Source organism: Mycobacterium sp. E1386 (genome assembly GCF_001672745.1).
Taxonomy (GTDB): domain Bacteria; phylum Actinomycetota; class Actinomycetes; order Mycobacteriales; family Mycobacteriaceae; genus Mycobacterium.
This window is the reverse complement of sequence record NZ_LZKH01000219.1, coordinates 1-17723: the sequence shown is the minus strand read 5'-3', so window position 1 is coordinate 17723 and position 17723 is coordinate 1. Positions and strand designations below refer to the sequence as shown.

The 17723-nt window shown below is 66.8% G+C and carries 21 protein-coding genes; 15 read left to right on the top strand and 6 right to left on the bottom strand.

Translation table 11 applies throughout. From position 1 onward, the window contains the following. Positions 1-48: 48 nt before the first annotated feature. The 6 genes from A5709_RS22825 to A5709_RS22800 are packed head-to-tail and all read left to right on the top strand — an operon-like array spanning position 49 to position 4605. The gene (locus tag A5709_RS22825; RefSeq protein ID WP_068122736.1) at positions 49-1572 is read left to right on the top strand and encodes an aldehyde dehydrogenase family protein; all 1524 of its coding nucleotides are present in this window, start codon (positions 49-51) and stop codon (positions 1570-1572) included. After that, entirely contained in the window at positions 1572-2042 is a 471-nt protein-coding gene (locus A5709_RS22820; RefSeq protein ID WP_068011766.1) for a DUF779 domain-containing protein, read from the top strand. Before A5709_RS22825 ends, A5709_RS22820 begins: the two co-directional genes overlap by 1 nt. Before the next feature lie 19 nt (positions 2043-2061). Continuing rightward, entirely contained in the window at positions 2062-2340 is a 279-nt protein-coding gene (locus tag A5709_RS22815) for a putative holin (RefSeq protein WP_068122675.1), read from the top strand. After that, the gene (locus tag A5709_RS22810; RefSeq protein ID WP_068122672.1) at positions 2333-2899 is read left to right on the top strand and encodes a hypothetical protein; all 567 of its coding nucleotides are present in this window, start codon (positions 2333-2335) and stop codon (positions 2897-2899) included. Before A5709_RS22815 ends, A5709_RS22810 begins: the two co-directional genes overlap by 8 nt. Positions 2900-2932: 33 nt before the next feature. Beyond that, the gene (gene lpdA / locus A5709_RS22805) at positions 2933-4327 is read left to right on the top strand and encodes a dihydrolipoyl dehydrogenase (RefSeq protein ID WP_068122733.1); all 1395 of its coding nucleotides are present in this window, start codon (positions 2933-2935) and stop codon (positions 4325-4327) included. A 5-nt stretch (positions 4328-4332) separates the two neighbouring features. After that, positions 4333-4605 (top strand): hypothetical protein, encoded by a 273-nt coding sequence (locus A5709_RS22800; protein WP_068011768.1) that lies wholly within the window; start codon positions 4333-4335, stop codon positions 4603-4605. A gap of 6 nt (positions 4606-4611) precedes the next feature. Here A5709_RS22800 and A5709_RS22795 read toward each other — a convergent pair whose 3' ends face one another. Next, entirely contained in the window at positions 4612-5172 is a 561-nt protein-coding gene (locus A5709_RS22795; RefSeq protein ID WP_067949133.1) for a carboxymuconolactone decarboxylase family protein, read from the bottom strand. Then, positions 5169-6593 (bottom strand): acetate metabolism transcriptional regulator RamB, encoded by a 1425-nt coding sequence (ramB, locus tag A5709_RS22790; protein ID WP_067949131.1) that lies wholly within the window; start codon positions 6591-6593, stop codon positions 5169-5171. Before ramB ends, A5709_RS22795 begins: the two co-directional genes overlap by 4 nt. A gap of 154 nt (positions 6594-6747) precedes the next feature. On the opposite strand from ramB, the gene A5709_RS22785 reads away from it, so the two are divergent. The 3 genes from A5709_RS22785 (at position 6748) to A5709_RS22775 (ending at position 10166) form a co-directional block, all read left to right on the top strand. Further along, positions 6748-7542: an acyl-[acyl-carrier-protein] thioesterase gene (locus tag A5709_RS22785; protein ID WP_068011814.1), complete on the top strand. Its 795-nt coding sequence runs from the start codon at positions 6748-6750 to the stop codon at positions 7540-7542. 270 nt (positions 7543-7812) lie between these two features. Further along, positions 7813-9099, top strand: a complete 1287-nt coding sequence (aceA, locus tag A5709_RS22780) for an isocitrate lyase (RefSeq protein ID WP_068122670.1) — start codon at positions 7813-7815, stop codon at positions 9097-9099. A 203-nt stretch (positions 9100-9302) separates the two neighbouring features. Continuing rightward, positions 9303-10166, top strand: coding sequence for a 3-hydroxybutyryl-CoA dehydrogenase (locus A5709_RS22775; RefSeq protein ID WP_156768131.1), 864 nt, complete (start codon positions 9303-9305; stop codon positions 10164-10166). 13 nt (positions 10167-10179) lie between these two features. Here the strand turns inward: A5709_RS22775 and pcaA are convergent, their stop codons facing one another. Beyond that, positions 10180-11049 carry a cyclopropane mycolic acid synthase PcaA gene (gene pcaA, locus A5709_RS22770; protein ID WP_067949128.1) on the bottom strand — a complete coding sequence of 290 codons (870 nt, stop codon included), beginning with the start codon at positions 11047-11049 and terminating at the stop codon, positions 10180-10182. 192 nt (positions 11050-11241) lie between these two features. Beyond that, entirely contained in the window at positions 11242-11949 is a 708-nt protein-coding gene (locus tag A5709_RS22765; RefSeq protein WP_369806132.1) for a TetR/AcrR family transcriptional regulator, read from the bottom strand. Between the two features lie 146 nt (positions 11950-12095). Here A5709_RS22765 and A5709_RS22760 point away from each other — a divergent pair, with 146 nt between their 5' ends. From A5709_RS22760 to deoC, 6 genes are all read left to right on the top strand, one after another. Continuing rightward, positions 12096-13478: a DUF445 domain-containing protein gene (locus tag A5709_RS22760; RefSeq protein ID WP_156673380.1), complete on the top strand. Its 1383-nt coding sequence runs from the start codon at positions 12096-12098 to the stop codon at positions 13476-13478. 83 nt (positions 13479-13561) lie between these two features. After that, the gene (locus tag A5709_RS22755; protein WP_067949123.1) at positions 13562-13990 is read left to right on the top strand and encodes a helix-turn-helix domain-containing protein; all 429 of its coding nucleotides are present in this window, start codon (positions 13562-13564) and stop codon (positions 13988-13990) included. Positions 13991-14176: 186 nt separating this feature from the next. Next, entirely contained in the window at positions 14177-14782 is a 606-nt protein-coding gene (hbhA, locus tag A5709_RS22750) for a heparin-binding hemagglutinin HbhA (protein ID WP_066952171.1), read from the top strand. A 79-nt stretch (positions 14783-14861) separates the two neighbouring features. Further along, positions 14862-15149, top strand: coding sequence for a DUF2516 family protein (locus A5709_RS22745; RefSeq protein ID WP_040621261.1), 288 nt, complete (start codon positions 14862-14864; stop codon positions 15147-15149). 3 nt (positions 15150-15152) lie between these two features. Then, positions 15153-15566, top strand: coding sequence for a DUF2599 domain-containing protein (locus A5709_RS22740; protein WP_067949121.1), 414 nt, complete (start codon positions 15153-15155; stop codon positions 15564-15566). Further along, complete coding sequence (deoC, locus tag A5709_RS22735; RefSeq protein ID WP_082974342.1) at positions 15566-16255, top strand: deoxyribose-phosphate aldolase; 690 nt, start codon at positions 15566-15568, stop codon at positions 16253-16255. The genes A5709_RS22740 and deoC overlap by 1 nt, the downstream gene beginning before the upstream one ends. A 7-nt stretch (positions 16256-16262) precedes the next feature. Here deoC and A5709_RS22730 read toward each other — a convergent pair whose 3' ends face one another. Together A5709_RS22730 and A5709_RS22725 are read right to left on the bottom strand one after the other, a co-directional pair. Next, on the bottom strand, positions 16263-17306 hold the full coding sequence (locus tag A5709_RS22730; protein ID WP_067949119.1) for a DUF2993 domain-containing protein: 1044 nt from the start codon (positions 17304-17306) through the stop codon (positions 16263-16265). Further along, a partial coding sequence (locus A5709_RS22725) for a nitrilase-related carbon-nitrogen hydrolase (protein WP_304442546.1) occupies positions 17303-17723 on the bottom strand: 421 nt, incomplete at its 5' end. The genes A5709_RS22730 and A5709_RS22725, both read right to left, overlap by 4 nt.

The following is a 17723-nucleotide window of genomic DNA, read 5'->3' as shown; positions in this document are numbered from 1 at the left end:
CGGCGGTAGTGTGAGGTGTATTACACAGACGAGCGAGGAGCCGAGCAGATGACTGTTTTCGCACGTCCAGGTTCCGCTGGGGCGTTGATGTCGTATGAAGCCCGCTACGACAACTTCATTGGGGGCGAATGGGTCCGGCCGGCGCAGGGCCGCTATTTCGAGAACCCGACACCGGTGACCGGCCAGCCGTTCTGCGAGGTGGCCCGGTCGGACGAGGCCGATGTCGAGAAGGCGCTCGACGCCGCCCACGGGGCGGCGGGGGCGTGGGGCAAGACCCCACCGGCCGAACGGGCGGCGATCCTCAACAAGATCGCCGACCGGATCGAGCAGAACAAGGCCGCCCTGGCGGTGGCAGAAGTGTGGGACAACGGGAAACCGATCCGCGAGGCGCTGGGCGCCGACATCACGCTGGCGGTCGACCATTTCCGCTATTTCGCCGGGGCGATCCGCGCGCAGGAGGGCTCGCTGTCCCAGATCGACGAGGACACCGTCGCCTACCACTTCCACGAGCCGCTCGGCGTGGTCGGGCAGATCATTCCGTGGAACTTCCCGATCCTGATGGCCACCTGGAAGCTGGCGCCCGCGCTGGCGGCCGGCAACGCGGTGGTGCTCAAACCCGCCGAGCAGACGCCGGTCTCGGTGCTCTACCTGATGTCGCTGATCGGTGACCTGCTGCCGGCGGGCGTGGTCAACGTCGTCAACGGGTTCGGCGCCGAGGCGGGTAAGCCGCTGGCGTCGAGCAACCGGATCGCCAAGATCGCGTTCACCGGCGAGACCACCACCGGGCGGCTGATCATGCAGTACGCGTCGCAGAACCTGATCCCGGTCACCCTCGAGCTCGGCGGCAAGAGCCCCAACATCTTCTTCTCCGACGTGATGGCCAAGGGTGACGATTTCCAGGACAAGGCGCTGGAGGGCTTCACCATGTTCGCCCTGAACCAGGGCGAGGTGTGCACCTGCCCGTCGCGCAGCCTGGTCCAGTCCGACATCTACGACGAGTTCCTGGAGCTGGCCGCCATCCGGACCAAGGCGGTGCGGCAGGGTGATCCGCTGGACACCGAGACGATGCTGGGTTCACAGGCATCCAACGACCAGCTGGAAAAGGTGTTGTCCTACATCGAGATCGGCAAGGACGAGGGCGCCAAGGTCATCACCGGCGGCGAGCGCGCCGAGCTGGGCGGCGACCTGTCCGGCGGCTACTACATGCAGCCGACGATCTTCGCCGGCAACAACAAGATGCGGATCTTCCAGGAGGAGATCTTCGGCCCGGTGGTGGCGGTGACGTCGTTCTCCGACTACGACGACGCGATCTCGATCGCCAACGACACCCTCTACGGTCTGGGTGCGGGGGTGTGGAGCCGCGACGGCAACACCGCCTACCGAGCCGGGCGGGACATCCAGGCCGGCCGGGTGTGGGTCAACTGCTACCACGTGTATCCCGCCCACGCCGCTTTCGGCGGCTACAAGCAATCGGGCATCGGCCGGGAGAACCACAAGATGATGCTCGACCACTACCAACAGACCAAGAACCTGATGGTGTCCTACTCGGACAAGGCGCAGGGCTTCTTCTGATGGTTCCGGGTGTCGTCATCACCGCGGACGCCGCCGAACTGCTGGAGCGACTGCAGGACCGGCACGGCCCGGTGATGTTCCACCAGTCCGGCGGCTGCTGCGACGGGTCGTCGCCGATGTGCTACCCACTCGGTGATTTCCTCGTCGGCGACCGCGACGTGTTGCTCGGGGTGCTCGACGTCGGGACTGACGGGGTGCCGGTGTGGATCTCTGGCCCGCAGTATCAAACCTGGAAGCACACCCAGCTGGTCATCGACGTGGTCCCGGGCCGGGGCGGCGGGTTCAGCCTGGAGGCGCCCGAAGGGGTGCGGTTCCTGTCCCGCGGCCGCGTCTTCACCGACGACGAACAGGCCGCGTTGCGGGACGCCCGGGTCATCACCGGCGCCGACTACGAACGTGGCGAACGCCCTTGCGCGCGCGGTCAGGTGGTGACTGACGCGGCTCTGCGAACGTGCCCTCCGGGTCGGTGACCGAAGTAATGTCGAAATCGTGATCCCCCTCCCGCGTCCGCGGTTGTTGGCCGGCGCCATGCTGATCGGCGCCGCGGTCGGGCTGCTGGCGGGGGTGGGATTCGCCGGCACCGTCCATGGGAGCATCCGCCCGGCCTTCGCCCTCGCGTTCGTGGTCGGGATTCCCAGCGCTGCGGGGCTGCTGACGGTCCTCTTCTCCGGACGCCGGTGGGTGACGATGCTGGGCGCCTTCGTCATGGCGGTGGCGCCCGGATGGTTCGGTGTGCTCGTCGCCCTGCAGGTGACCAACCATGGCTGACGACGACACCCCGTCGAGCCCGGGCACCCAGTCATGGGTGCCCGACTTCTCCGATTCCGACGAGGACACCGGGACCCAGTCGTGGAAGCCGGATTTCTCCGACGACACCGACGACACCGGCGAGCAGGCCGCCGCCAAGGACGGGCCGCAGACGCATGAGCCGGCCGCGACCGAACAGGGCGCCGTCGCCGAATCCGCTGTCGCGCCGGTGCAACCCGTCACCGTTCCCGGGCGCTACCTCTACCTGAAGTGGTGGAAGCTGCTGCTGGTGATCCTCGGCGTGTGGTGCCTGGCGGCGGTCGTCGGGTTCGGCCTGTTCTATTGGTGGTATCACTCGACCGACCAAACCGCGGCGCTGTTCACCATCCTGGTGTACGTGGTGGCGTGCGCCGTCGGTGGCGTGCTGCTCGCGATGGTCGAGGGCAGGCCGCTGGTCTCGGCGCTGTCGCTGGCGGTGATGTCGGGGCCGTTCGCCTCGCTGACCGCCGCGGCGCCCCTGCACGGCTATTACCACTGCGCGCGGGTGGGCCACTGCCTCCTCGGCCTCATTCCGTATTAACGCCTCACCCGGGCGGCCACTAGGGTAGTGGCCGTGACCCATTTTGACGTCGTCGTCCTCGGGGCCGGTCCCGGCGGATATGTCGCAGCCATTCGCGCCGCACAGCTCGGCCTGAACACCGCAGTCGTCGAGCCGAAGTACTGGGGCGGTGTCTGCCTCAACGTCGGCTGCATCCCGTCCAAGGCGCTGCTCCGCAACGCCGAGCTGGTCCACATCTTCACCAAGGAAGCCAAGGCTTTCGGGATGAACGGTGAGGCGACCTTCGATTACGGCGCCGCCTTCGACCGCAGCCGCAAGGTGGCCGAGGGCCGGGTCGCGGGTGTGCACTTCCTGATGAAGAAGAACAAGATCACCGAGATCAACGGGTACGGCAGATTCACCGACGCCACCACGTTGTCGGTGGACCTCAACGACGGCGGGACCGAGACCGTCACGTTCGACAACGCCATCATCGCCACCGGCAGCAGCACCCGGCTGGTGCCGGGGACGTCGCTGTCGGCCAACGTGGTCACCTACGAGGAACAGATCCTCTCCCGCGAGCTGCCCGAGTCGATCGTCATCGCCGGCGCCGGCGCGATCGGCATGGAGTTCGGCTACGTCATGAAGAACTACGGCGTCGACGTGACCATCGTGGAGTTCCTGCCGCGCGCGCTGCCCAACGAGGACGCCGATGTGTCCAAGGAGATCGAGAAGCAGTTCAAGAAGCTGGGCATCAAGATCCTCACCGGGACCAAGGTCGAGTCCATCTCGGACAACGGCTCCGAGGTGACCGTGGTGGTCAGCAAGGACGGCAACACGCAGGAACTCAAGGCCGCAAAAGTGTTGCAGGCCATCGGCTTTGCGCCCAACGTCGAGGGTTATGGCCTGGAGAAGGCCGGCGTAGCGCTGACCGACCGCAAGGCCATCGGCATCAACGAATACATGATCACCAGCGTGCCGCACATCTACGCCATCGGTGACGTCACCGGGAAGCTGATGCTGGCGCACGTCGCCGAGGCCATGGGTGTGGTGGCGGCCGAAACCATTGCCGGCGCAGAGACTTTGGCGCTGGGCGACTACCGGATGTTGCCGCGGGCGACGTTCTGCCAGCCGCAGGTGGCCAGCTTCGGGCTGACCGAGCAGCAGGCCCGCGACGAAGGCCACGACGTCGTGGTGGCGAAGTTCCCGTTCACCGCCAACGGCAAGGCGCACGGCCTGGGTGACCCCAGCGGGTTCGTCAAGTTGGTCGCCGACGCGAAGCATCTCGAGTTGCTGGGCGGGCACCTGATCGGCCACGACGTGTCCGAGCTGCTGCCCGAGCTGACGCTGGCGCAGAAGTGGGACCTGACCGCCAACGAGCTGGCGCGCAACGTGCACACCCATCCGACCATGTCGGAGGCGCTGCAGGAGTGCTTCCACGGCTTGACCGGCCACATGATCAACTTCTGAGCCGCATGCGCAGCGACGTCGTTCTGGGGGCCGTCGGCGGTCTCGCCGCGGGTTATCTGCTGTGGTTGCTGGCCTTTTCGATCGCCGACGACAACGCGGCGGTGGGGCAGTGGGCCCCGACGGTGTTGCTGCTGTCGCTCGCGCTCGCGGTCTGCGCCACGATGTGGGCGTCGTTGCTGCGCCGGCGCAGGAAATACGCGTGGTCGGGGTTCGGCTTCGGGCTGTCCGTGCCGCCGCTGGCGCTGACGCTGGCCGTGCTGGCCAGTGTCTACCTCTGACGGGCTCTAGCGCGGGTTGTCCAGCGGGATGTCCAGGGCCGCCATCGTCGCGGCCAGGCCGTCGTATTGGCTTGCCAGCAAGCAGAATTCGATCAGCTGACGGCGGTCCAGGTGCTCCGCGAGCTGCTGCCAGGTGGCGTCGGTGATGGTCCGGTCTTTGACGAACTCGTCGGTGGCCGTCAGCAGCGCCTGCTGCCGCACGGTCAGGCGCGCCTCGACGCGGTCCAGCCGTTCGGGCCACGCGAAGATGGCGGCCTGCAGGTCGGCGTCGAGCCCCTGCTTGGCGGCCATCCGGCGGTGGTGCTGCAGTTCGTATTCGCAGCCGCGCACATGCGCGACCCGCAGGATCACCAGTTCGGTGTCGATCGCAGGCAGCCGGCCCCGCAGCACGCGGCCGCTGTAGATGCTCCACGCCAAGAACAGCAGGCGGTGCTGGCCCAGCGTGGTGAACAGATGCATCTCGGGCGCCCGCACCGTCCGCGCGGCCAGCTTCGCGAGCACCCAGTTGACCGGGCCCAGTTCGCGGAAGCGCCCCGACGGGATGCGGCCATGCTGAGCGCCGGTCACGGTTGCTTCACCAGGTACGGGGAGACCGTGCTGCGGTGCTCGTCGAGATCCAGGGCGCGCCCCAGGGCCGGGAACGCCCGCTGCGGGCAGTTGTCGCGTTCGCAGACCCGGCATCCCGCGCCGATCGGTGTGGCCACTGTTCCTGAATCCCCCGAGACGTCGAGTCCTTCGGAGTAGACGAGCCGGTGCGCGTGGCGCAGCTCGCAGCCCAGCCCGATCGCGAAGGTTTTACCCGGCTGACCATACCGGGCGGCCCGACGCTCCACGGTCCGGGCCACCCACATGTAGTTGCGGCCATCGGGCATCTGGGCGATCTGGACCAGGATCTTGCCCGGATTGGCGAACGTTTCGTACACGTTCCACAGCGGGCAGGTGCCGCCGCTGGAGGAGAAGTGAAACCCGGTGGCGGACTGTCGTTTTGACATGTTGCCCGCGCGATCGACGCGGACGAACGAGAACGGAACGCCGCGCATCGACGGCCGCTGCAACGTCGAAAGCCGGTGCGCGATCGTCTCGTAGCTCACCGAGTAGAAGGAGGACAACCGCTCGACGTCGTAGCGGAAATTCTCCGAGACGTCGTGGAACTGGCGGTAGGGCAGCACCGCGGCCGCGGCGAAGTAGTTGGCCAGCCCCAGCCGGGCCAGCGTGTGCGACTCGTCGCTGGTGAACTTGCCCTCCTCTACCAGGGTGTCGATGAGGTCGCCGTACTCGAGGTAGGCCAATTCGGCGGCCATCTTGAACACCTGCTGGCCGAGCGAGAGGTGGTTGCTGATCTCCAGCGTCTTGGTCGTGGGGTCGTACCGGTGCAACACGGTGTCACCGAGATCGATCCGCCTGTTGATGTGCACGCCGTGCACCTCGGTCAGCCGGCGGTTCAGCTCGCGGGCGAGGTCGCCGTGGTGCATCCGCATCTGGATCGTGAGATCTTCGGCGGCGGTGTCCAGCTCGTGCAGATAGTTCTGGCGTTGGTAGAAGTAGTCGCGCACTTCCTCGTGCGGCATGGTGATCGAGCCGCTGCCGCTGCCGTCGGAGTACCGCTCCTCGGTCGCGGCGGCCAGCTGCGCGGTGGTGATCCGGTAGCGCCGGTGCAGGTTGACCACCGCGCGGGCCAGGGTCGGGTGGGCGCTGACCATCTCGGCCACCTCGGTCGGGTCGACGTCGATGTCCAGGTCGCGGTCCATGGTGACCTCGCGCAGCTCGGCGACCAGCCGGGTGTCGTCCTGGGAGGCGAAGAACGTCGCATCCACGCCGAACACCTCGGTGATCCGCAGCAGCACCGCCACCGTCAGGGGGCGCACGTCGTGCTCGATCTGGTTCAGGTAGCTCGGGGAGATCTCCAGCATCTGGGCCAGGGCGGCCTGGGAGAAGCCGCGCTCGTGGCGCAGCTGGCGGACCCGGGAGCCCACGAAGGTCTTGGACACTTTGCCCAGGATAGCGGGTTGCTAAGCCGAAGTTGGCAGGGTTTGCACGCGGGCGCGGACGCGTCGGGATTGGTTTTTGACACAGGGCGTTGGCATGATTCGCAACGGAGGCCTCAACGTGAGTGCCCACAAGGAGGAAACGGGGAGCGAAGCCGTGAGCCTGGACAAAGAACTGATGCCGGTTCCCGACGGCCACCCCGATGTGTTCGACCGTGAATGGCCGCTGCGGGTGGCCGACATCGACCGCACGGGCCGCCTGCGGCTGGACGCGGCGTGCCGGCACATCCAGGACATCGGCCAGGATCAGCTGCGCGAGATGGGTTTCGAGGAGACCCACCCGCTGTGGATCGTCCGCCGCACGATGCTCGACCTGATCCGTCCGATCGAGTTTCAGGACATGCTGCGCTGCCGCCGGTGGTGTTCGGGCACGTCGAACCGGTGGTGTGAGATGCGGGTTCGCGTCGACAGTCGCAAGGGCGGCCTGATCGAGTCCGAGGCCTTCTGGATCAACATCAACCGGGAGACCCAGATGCCGTCGCGCATCTCCGACGACTTCCTCGCCGGGCTGCACAAAACCACGTCGGTCGACCGGCTGCGGTGGAAGGGCTACCTCAAGCCGGGCAGCCGCGACGACGCGGTCGAGATTCACGAGTTTCCCGTCCGGGTGACCGACATCGACCTGTTCGACCACATGAACAACTCGGTGTACTGGAGCGTGATCGAGGACTACCTGGCGTCGCACCTGGCTTTGATGGCGCGGCCCCTGCGCGTCACGATCGAGCACGAGGCGCCGGTGGCGCTGGGCGACAAGCTGGAGATCATCTCGCACATCCATCCGGCCGGATCGACCGACCAATTCGGTCCCGGGCTCGTCGATCGGCCTGTTACAACGCTCACATACGCGGTCGGCGACGAGACGAAAGCGGTCGCCGCGCTCTTCAACCGCTAACCGGACAAGCGTCCCGGTAAATTACGGGCTGACCTGCGGATTCTTGTTACCGGCCGGTAGTTTCTGAAACGGTTCAGTTTCCGTTCATCTTCGCAAAATTTGCTAATCCGGGCGCGGTCGTTGCCGAAATTGGCAAATGAAACGGCTGGACCTGCGTCAATAGCTGTGCCATCTTCGAGTTAGCACACCAGCGAAGTTGAGCCTCTAGCTACCGCCGGTGAAGCGTTCACCAACCCAGTAGTAGTGAAGATTCGTTAAGGAGCATGCCCAATGTCTGTCGTTGGCACCCCCAAGAGCCCGGAACAGATCCAGAAGGACTGGGACACCAACCCGCGTTGGAAGGGTGTCACCCGCACCTACAGCGCCGAGGACCGCGTCGCCCTGCAGGGCACCGTGGTCGAGGAGCACACGCTGGCTCGCCGCGGCGCCGAGGTGTTGTGGGAGCAGCTGCACGACCTGGAGTGGATCAACGCGCTCGGCGCTCTGACCGGCAACATGGCCGTCCAGCAGGTCCGCGCCGGCCTGAAGGCGATCTACCTGTCGGGTTGGCAGGTCGCCGGTGACGCCAACCTGTCCGGCCACACCTACCCCGACCAGAGCCTGTACCCGGCCAACTCGGTGCCGCAGGTGGTGCGCCGCATCAACAACGCGCTGCTTCGCGCCGACGAGATCGCCCGGGTCGAGGGCGACACCTCGGTGGAGAACTGGCTGGCCCCGATCGTGGCCGACGGCGAGGCCGGCTTCGGCGGTGCGCTGAACGTCTACGAGCTGCAGAAGGCGATGATCGCGGCGGGCGTCGCGGGCTCGCACTGGGAGGACCAGCTCGCCTCGGAGAAGAAGTGCGGTCACCTGGGCGGCAAGGTGCTCATCCCGACCCAGCAGCACATCCGGACGCTGACCTCGGCGCGCCTGGCGGCCGACGTCTGCGACGTGCCGACCGTCGTCATCGCCCGGACCGATGCCGAGGCGGCGACCCTGATCACGTCGGACGTCGACGAGCGTGACCAGCCGTTCATCACCGGTGAGCGGACCAAGGAGGGCTTCTACCGGGTGAAGAACGGCCTGGAGCCCTGCATCGCCCGGGCCAAGGCCTACGCGCCGTACTCCGACCTGATCTGGATGGAGACCGGCACGCCGGACCTCGACCTGGCCGCCAAGTTCGCCGAGGGCGTCAAGTCCGAGTTCCCCGACCAGATGCTGGCCTACAACTGCTCGCCGTCGTTCAACTGGAAGAAGCACCTGGACGACTCCACCATCGCGAAGTTCCAAAAGGAGCTTGCCGCAATGGGATTCAAGTTCCAGTTCATCACGCTGGCCGGCTTCCACGCGCTGAACTACTCGATGTTCGATCTGGCCTACGGCTACGCCCGCAACCAGATGACCGCGTACGTGGAGCTGCAGGAGCGCGAGTTCGCCGCCGAGGAACGCGGTTACACCGCGACCAAGCACCAGCGCGAGGTCGGTGCCGGTTACTTCGACCGCATCGCCACCACGGTTGACCCCACCTCGTCGACCACCGCGCTGACCGGCTCCACCGAAGAGGGTCAGTTTCACTGAGGACGAGCGGGCTTGCCCGCGAGGACGAAGTGAACCGAAGGCCTGAGTCACTGATCCCCTGGGGAGCAGAGCGGATTCGCACGGCTGCGATCCAGATTGTGCGAATCTGCCCCTGTTCACCGTGAAGTAGCATTGGCCCCGCCCAGCGATCCTGGGCGGGGCCTATTGCGGTGCAAGACGATACGACACCGAAAGAGATGACAGTGAGCGACGCAGCGATTCAACGGGTAGGGGTTGTCGGGGCCGGCCAGATGGGATCCGGCATCGCCGAAGTGTCGGTCCGCGCCGGTGTCGACGTGACGGTGTTCGAGACCACCGAGGCCCTGATCACGGCCGGACGCAACCGCGTCGTCAAGTCGCTGGAGCGCGGCGTGAGCGCGGGCAAGGTCACCGAGCGGGAGCGCGACCGCGCGCTGAGCAAGCTCACCTTCACCACCGATCTGAAGGACCTCGCCGACCGCCAGCTGGTCATCGAAGCGATCGTCGAGGACGAGGCCGTCAAGGCGGACATCTTCGCCGAACTCGACCGCGCCATCAGCGATCCCGACGCGGTGCTGGCATCCAACACGTCCAGCATCCCGATCATGAAGATCGCCGCGGCCACCAAGAACCCGCAGCGGGTGCTGGGCCTGCACTTCTTCAACCCCGTGCCGGTGCTGCCGCTGGTCGAGCTGGTCAGCACGCTGGTCACCGACGAAGCCGCCGCCGCGCGCACCGAGGAGTTCGCGAGCGCGGTCCTCGGCAAGCAGGTGGTGCGCTGCTCCGACCGGTCCGGCTTTGTCGTGAACGCGCTGCTGGTTCCCTACCTGTTGTCGGCAATTCGGATGGTGGAGTCCGGTTTTGCCACCATCGAGGACGTCGACAAAGCCGTCGTCGCCGGGCTGTCGCACCCGATGGGCCCGCTGCGGCTGTCCGACTTGGTGGGGCTGGACACCCTGAAATTGATCGCGGACAAGATGTTCGAGGAATTCAAGGAACCGCAGTACGGCCCGCCGCCGCTGTTGCTGCGCATGGTTGAGGCGGGCCGGCTCGGCAAGAAGACCGGCCGCGGCTTCTACACGTACTGACGGCTAAGCCCGGCTACTTCTTCTTCTCCAGGGTGAACTGGTCGACGTCGGTGTAGCCCTGGCGGAACAGCTTCGCGCAGCCGGTCAGGTACTTCATGTACCGGTCGTAGACCTCTCGGGACTGGATGGCGATGGCCTCCTCGCGATTGGCCGCCAGCGCGGCCGCCCAGGTCTCCAGGGTCCTCGCGTAGTGCAGCTGCAGCGAGTGGACCCGGGTCAGTTCGAAGCCGGCGGTGACCGCGTACTCTCCGACGGTCTGCGGGGTCGGCAGCCAGCCCCCCGGGAAGATCTCGGTCAGGATGAACTGTGAGAAGTGAACGATCTCGTGGGTCAGTGTCATGCCCCGTGCCCGGGCATCCTTGAAGGACGGGCGAACGATGGTGTGCAGCAACATCGCTCCGTCGGACGGCAGCGCCTGATAGGCCATCTTGAAGAAGCGGCCGTAGCGCTGCCGGCCGAAGTGCTCGAAGGCGCCGATGGAGACGATGCGGTCGACGGGCTCGTGGAACTTCTCCCACCCCTCCAGCAGCACCCGCCGGCTGCGCGGGGTGTCGAGCTCGTCGAACATCGCCTGCACGTGCTTGGCCTGGTTCTCCGACAACGTCAGGCCCACGACGTTGACGTCGTACTTCTCGATCGCCCGCCGCATGGTGGCGCCCCAGCCGCAGCCGATGTCCAGCAACGTCATCCCCGGCTCGAGGTTCAGCTTGCCCAGCGCCAGGTCGATCTTGGCGAGCTGCGCCTCTTCCAGGGTCATGTCGTCGCGCTCGAAGTAGGCGCAGCTGTATGTCTGGGTGGGGTCCAGGAACAGCCGGAAGAAGTCATCGGACAGGTCGTAGTGGGCTTGCACGTTTCCAAAATGCGGCGTGAGCTGCACTGACATGTCGAGTAGAGCCTTTCGTTATGCGGAGCCAGGGGTGGCTGACCAGCCCGACGTACCCTCGCGTCACCCCCCATGCATCCCTGCATGCTAGTCGCTACGGCTGTGCGAGTCGTCTGGCCGAGCGCGTCATAAGCGTCACACGAGGCGAGTGGAATTGACAAAAGACGGTCCGCCGCGCGCTTCGGAAGGCGCCTAGAGCGGGGCCCGATCCTCAGCCCCGCGGGGCGGCACAATCGGCGAGGGGTGGGGCTCTTCGCGGAACTTGTCCAGCGAGCCGCCCACCTCGACGATGCCCTTCAGCGCATTCCAGCTCAGCATCGTCAGGTAGTCGATCAACTCGTCGCGGCTCATCCGCGGATCCGACATCCAGGAGTGGGTGGCCAGCTGAACGCCACCGACGATCAGGTAGGCCCATGGCTCCGCGCCACCGGTGTCCATCCCCGCCTGTTGCATCCGGCGGCGCATCAGCACCGCCAGCATGCGGGCGATGATCCGCTCGGAGTCGGCGATCACCTTGCTCTTGCTGGCCGAGCTGTTGGACATCACGAAGCGGTACGGCTCGGGTTCGTTCGCGACGGTTTCGACGTACACCCGGATGACCTCCCGGGTCAGGTCGAAGCCGTCGAGATTGGATGTCAGCGCCGACGCCATATTTGGAATCAGCGTGGTTTGGGTGAACCGCATCATGACGGCGGTCGTCAGATCGTTCTTGTCGACGAAGTAGCGGTACAACACCGTCTTGGAGACGCCGATCTCCGCGGCGATCTCGTCCATGCTCAACGTGCCGCCGCGCCGCCGGATCGCGTCGATCGTCCCGTCTACCAACTCGTTGCGGCGCTCCACCTTGTGCTGATGCCAGCGCCGCTTGCGGCCATCCGTCTTGGCCGTCGCAGCCAACATTTGCTCCGCCACTATCGCCTATTTCCCATTCACTAGACGCCCTCGATACTACGGTGTGCGGGCCTGTTCCGGACTTCGGCCGCGCCCCGCTACGGGCCTCCCGAACAGTGCAGTCACACCAATCGGCCGGGACAATGAATGATGGAGTGGTGGTACACAGAGCCTCGCCTCGAGGCGCAGCGCCGGGCCCGCGAGCGGCGGGGCCGGACTCGATGACCCCATTGACCGGAATCGCGCGGCCGCACGCATCGTTGGCCGAATCATTCGCCGGTGCCGATCCGCAGGCCGATGCGGAGCGCCGGGTGGCGCTGCGCCGGATGAAGGCGGTGGCGCTGGGCTTCCTGATCGGCGCCACCGGCTTGTTCCTCGCCTGCCGGTGGGCCCAGGCCCACGCCCACCTGGGTGCCTGGGTCGGCTATGTCGGTGCCGCCGCGGAGGCCGGAATGGTGGGCGCGCTGGCCGACTGGTTCGCGGTGACGGCGCTGTTCAGGCATCCGCTGGGCATCCCCATCCCGCACACCGCGATCATCAAGCGCAAAAAGGATCAACTCGGCGAGGGGCTGGGAACCTTCGTGCGGGAGAACTTCCTGTCTCCGCCGGTGGTGGAGACCAAGCTGCGGGACGCCGAGGTGCCCGGACGGCTCGGCAAGTGGCTGTCGGAGGCCGCCCACGCCCAACGTGTCGCCAGCGAGACGGCCACGGTGCTGCGGGTGCTGGTGGAGCTGCTGCGCGACGACGACGTCCAGCAGGTGATCGACCGGATGATCGTGCGCCGCATCGCCGAACCGCAGTGGGGGCCGCCGGTGGGGCGGGTGCTGGCGACGCTGCTCGCCGAGAACCGGCAGGAGGCGCTGATCCAGTTGCTGGCCGACCGGGCCTTCCAGTGGTCGCTGAACGCCGGCGAGGTGATCCAGCGGGTGGTCGAGCGGGATTCGCCGACGTGGTCGCCACGCTTCATCGACCATCTGGTCGGCGACCGCATCCACCGCGAGCTGATGGACTTCACCGACAAGGTGCGCCGCAATCCCGACCACGAGCTGCGCCGGTCGGCGACGCGCTTTCTGTTCGAGTTCGCCGACGACCTGCAAAACGACGCGGACACCATCGCGCGCGCCGATGCGATCAAGGAGCAGCTGATGGCGCGCGACGAGATCGCCAACGCCGCCGCCACGGCCTGGAAGACGCTGAAACGCCTGGTGCTCGAAGGCGTGGACGACCCCTCCAGCACGCTGCGCACCCGCATCACCGACACCGTCGTACGCATCGGGGAATCGCTGCGCGACGACGCCGACCTGCGCGACAAGGTGGACAACTGGATCGTGCGGGCGGCCCAGCACCTGGTTTCGCAGTACGGCGTGGAGATCACCGCCATCATCACCGACACCATCGAGCGCTGGGACGCCGAGGAGGCCAGCCGGCGCATCGAGCTGCACGTGGGCCGTGATCTGCAGTTCATCCGGATCAACGGAACCGTGGTCGGTTCCCTGGCCGGTCTGGTGATCTACGCCGTCGCCCAACTACTTTTCTAGTAGTGCTAACAAGTGCTTGCAAAAGCAAGCACTTGTAGTAATCTGGTGGCCGTCAACATCGATCAGCCGACCAGGAGCACGCCATGACACCCGAGGAGAAGCTCTCCGCCAAGGTGTCCAACGCCGCCTCCGACATGGCCTCGGACATCGGTAGCTTCATTCGCAGCCAGCGCGAACTCGCGCAGGTCTCGGTGCGCCAACTCGCCGAAAAATCCGGGGTCAGCAATCCGTATCTGAGCCAGGTGGAGCGTGGATTGCGCAAGCCGTCCGCCGACGTGCTCAATCAAATAGCGAAGGCGCTGCGGGTTTCCGCCGAGGTTCTCTACGTGCGGGCCGGGATCCTCGAGCCCAGCGACAAAAGTCAGGTGCGCGACGCCATCATCACCGACACCGCGATTACCGAGCGCCAGAAGCAGGTTCTGCTCGACGTCTACGCATCGTTCACCCAACAAAACGAATCAACTGAATCAAGCGACGAGGAGTGTTCCACCGAACCCAACGGCGACGAGTGATCAACGGCCCTACCGGCCGTCCGGACTTCCACGTCACGCTAGCGGTTGGTGATGTATCAACCCCGACCGCACGGGTTACCCAGAGCGGAAATCCGGCGGCCGCCAGCGGAGAAGGAGACGCCCGCCTTAGCTTCCATAACCCACACCCAAGAACGCCAATAACGGAAAACCATGAAAGGAATAACCATGGCGGACAATTCGAACATCGAAGATTTGCGGGCACCCCTGCTCGCGGCCCTTGGCGCGGCCGACCTGGCCCTGGCCACTGTCAATGACTTGATCGCCAGCCTGCGTGAGCGCGCTGAAGAGACCCGCGCCGACACCCGCACCCGGGTGGAGGAGAGCCGCGCACGGCTGACCCGGCTGCAGGAGGACCTGCCCGAGCAGCTGGACGAGCTGCGCGAGCGGTTCACCAGCGAGGAACTGCGCAAGGCCGCCGAGGGCTACCTGGACGCGGCGACCAACCGCTACAACGAGCTGGTCGAGCGGGGCGAGGCCGCCCTGCAGCGGCTGCGCAGCCAGACGGGCCTGGACGACGCCTCCGCGCGCGCCGAGGGCTACGTGGACCAGGCCGTCGAGCTGACCCAGGAGGCGCTGGGCACCGTGGCGTCGCAGACCCGCGCGGTCGGCGAGCGCGCGGCCAAGCTGGTCGGCATCGAGCTGCCCAAGAAGTCCGACGAGACGGCCAAGAAGGCTCAGAAGGCTGTCGCCAAGAAGGCGCCCGCCAAGAAGGCCCCGGCCAAGAAGGCGCCCGCCAAGAAGGCGTCCGCCAAGAAGGTCACCCAGAAGTAAGTCAAGACGCTCGACTCGGAGTTGTCCTTCGGGCAACTCTGAGTCGACGTTTGGGACGGCGCCCGCATACGCTTAAGGCGTGAGCCACCTCGTGGGTACCGTCATGTTGGTCTTGCAGATCGCCGTCTTGGTCACGGCGGTATACGCGTTCGTGCATGCAGCACTGCAGCGGCCCGACGCCTACACCGCCGCCGACAAGCTGACCAAGCCGGTGTGGCTGGTGATCCTCGGTCTGGCTGTCGCCCTGACATCCATCCTGAGTTTTGTCTTCGGGGTACTCGGGATGGCGATCGCCGCGTGCGCGGCGGGCGTGTATCTGGTCGACGTACGGCCGAAACTTCTTGAAATACAAGGTAAGTCGCGCTAGCGGATGAAGGCACGGCTGACGGCACCCGCCGCGGTGCTTGTCGCGCTGTGGGGCTCAGCGGGCGCCGCAGCGGCGGACCCGGCCACGATGTCCCCGCCGTTCATCGACCACACCGAGTGGGCGCAGTGGCACGGCCTGAGCAGCCTTCGGGTCTTCCCGACACCATCGGGCCGGCTGGCCGCCAGGCAGTCCGGGAACGCGGCCCTCGCCGACGAGGCGTGGGCCGAAGTGCTGGCGCTGTCCCCGGACGCCGACACTGCCGGGATGCGTGCGCAGTTCGTCTGTCATTGGCAGTTCGCCGAGCTGGCCGAGCCCGGCAAGACCAGCTGGAACCTGGAACCGTGGCGCCCGGTCGTCGACGACACCGAGATGGTCGCCTCCGGCTGCAATCCGGGCGGACCCGAGGAAAGGTTCTAGTGGCGAGCAAACCCACCCGGGCGCAGCTGGCGGCCATGGTCGACCACACCCTGCTCAAACCCGAGGCCACCGAGGCGGACGTGGTCGCCCTGGTCGCGGAGGCCGCCGAATTGCGCGTCTACGCCGTGTGCGTCTCGCCGTCGATGGTTCCGGCCGCGGTGCGGGCCGAAGGCGGTGTCGCCGTGGCGAGCGTGGCGGGTTTTCCGTCGGGCAAGCACATTCCGGCGGTCAAGGCGCACGAGGCCGAACAGGCCGTGGCATCCGGCGCCACCGAGGTCGACATGGTCATCGACATCGGCGCCGCGCTGGCCGGAGACATCGAGGCGGTGCGGGCCGATATCGCGGCCGTGCGCGCCGCCATGAACACCGTCGACGCCGCCTCGGTGCTCAAGGTGATCGTGGAGTCCGCGGTGCTGTTGTCGGGGCCGGACGAGCGCACGCTGGTGCGGGTGTGTCGCGCGGCCGAGGACGCCGGCGCTAACTTCGTCAAGACCTCGACCGGGTTCCATCCCGCGGGCGGCGCGTCGGTGCGTGCCGTCACCCTTTTGAGTCAGACCGTCGACGGCAGGTTGGGCGTCAAGGCCAGCGGGGGCATCCGCAGCGCCGCCGACGCGCTGGCGATGCTGGACGCCGGTGCCACCCGGCTCGGCCTGTCCGGCACGCGGGCGGTGCTCGACGGGCTCGACTGAGCCGTCGTCAGAGGTTGGCGAAGCAGGGGTCGTTGTTGTTGCCGGTGGGGATGCTCGCGTTCCGCGTCGAGAAGTGGCTGGTCACACCATCATTGGTGACCTGCACGCTGTCCGCGTGGATGCCCAGCGGGTAGTTCTTGGTGAACTGCGCGGTGAAGTCGTCCAGGGTCGACTGCACCGACTCCTTGGGCATCGTGAAGCCGAGCGCGTTGAAGCTGACGATCTGCAGCTGCAGGCCGTTGCCCGACACCACCGGCTTGGTGGTCAGGTTGTCCAACATGCCCTTCAGCTCGATGGTGCCGTCGTTGGGGTGCGTGGTCACCGTGTTGGTGACGAACGGGCCCAGCACCGGGATCGCGTTCTGAACCGATTCCTTGATGCCGTCGGACGTCCAGGTGACGGTCGCGTCAAGCGACCCGATGGTGCCCTTGGAGTCCTGCGTGTCCCTGAGCTGGACGTCGCGGATGTTGATGTCGATCTTCATGCCCTTGGCATCACGCACCTGGTTGCCCGCGGTCGACACCGAGATGTTGGTGTAGTGCTTGGTGAGCTGCTGCCACAGCATCAGCGGCGCCACCCCGAACGACGCGGTGGCCTGGTCCTTGACCTCACACGCCACCGCCTCGGCGACCTTGCTGTTGGCGACGTGACGGACGTACAGCTCGCCCCCGACCAGCGCGGCGATCACCAGGCAAACCACGATGATGCAGACCAGCACCACGGACAGCGGGTCGCGCAGGAAGCGACGCTTCTTCTTCCCTCCGGCCGGTTCCTCGCCGGGCGTGGGCAGCTTCTCGGTCGCCCCCGCGGGCGGAATCGGCGGGGGTGGCGGCGGGTAGTCGGGCCGCTGCATGTTCGGTGGGGGCGTGCCGATCCGTTCGGTCTGACCCGGCGGCGGACCTGCGGCGGGAGGCGGCGGCGCGGGGGCCGGGCCGCCGGTGTTGATCCGCTCGGTCGGCCGCTCGGTGGGGGGCTGGCCGAAGGGGCCTTGGTTGCCGGGACGGCCCCACGTCGACGGGTCCTGGTTCGGTGGTCCTTGTGGGTTCGTCACCCGACCGATTCTGCCTTATCGAGCTGAGCAAAATCTGAGTGGTTGCGCAGCACCGCGATGCTCTCGCGAGCCTTGGCGACGCGGTCGACGTCGATGTCGGCCAGCACCAACTGCGGCGCGGAGCCGGCCGACGCGACGACCTCCCCGAATGGGGAGACCACCAGGCTGCCGCCCACCCCGGTGGGCGCGCCCGACCCGGTCAGCGACTCGCCCGGGTCGGCCTGCCCGGCCGCGGCGACGTAGCTCATCGAATCGAGCGCGCGGGCCCGTGCCAACAGCGTCCACTGGTCGAGCTTGCCGGGCCCCGCGCCCCACGACGCGCAGACGGCGATCAGCTGGGCGCCGCGGCGGGCCAGCTCGGTGTAGAGGGCCGGGAAGCGGATGTCGTAGCAGACGGTCAGCCCCACCCGCACGCCG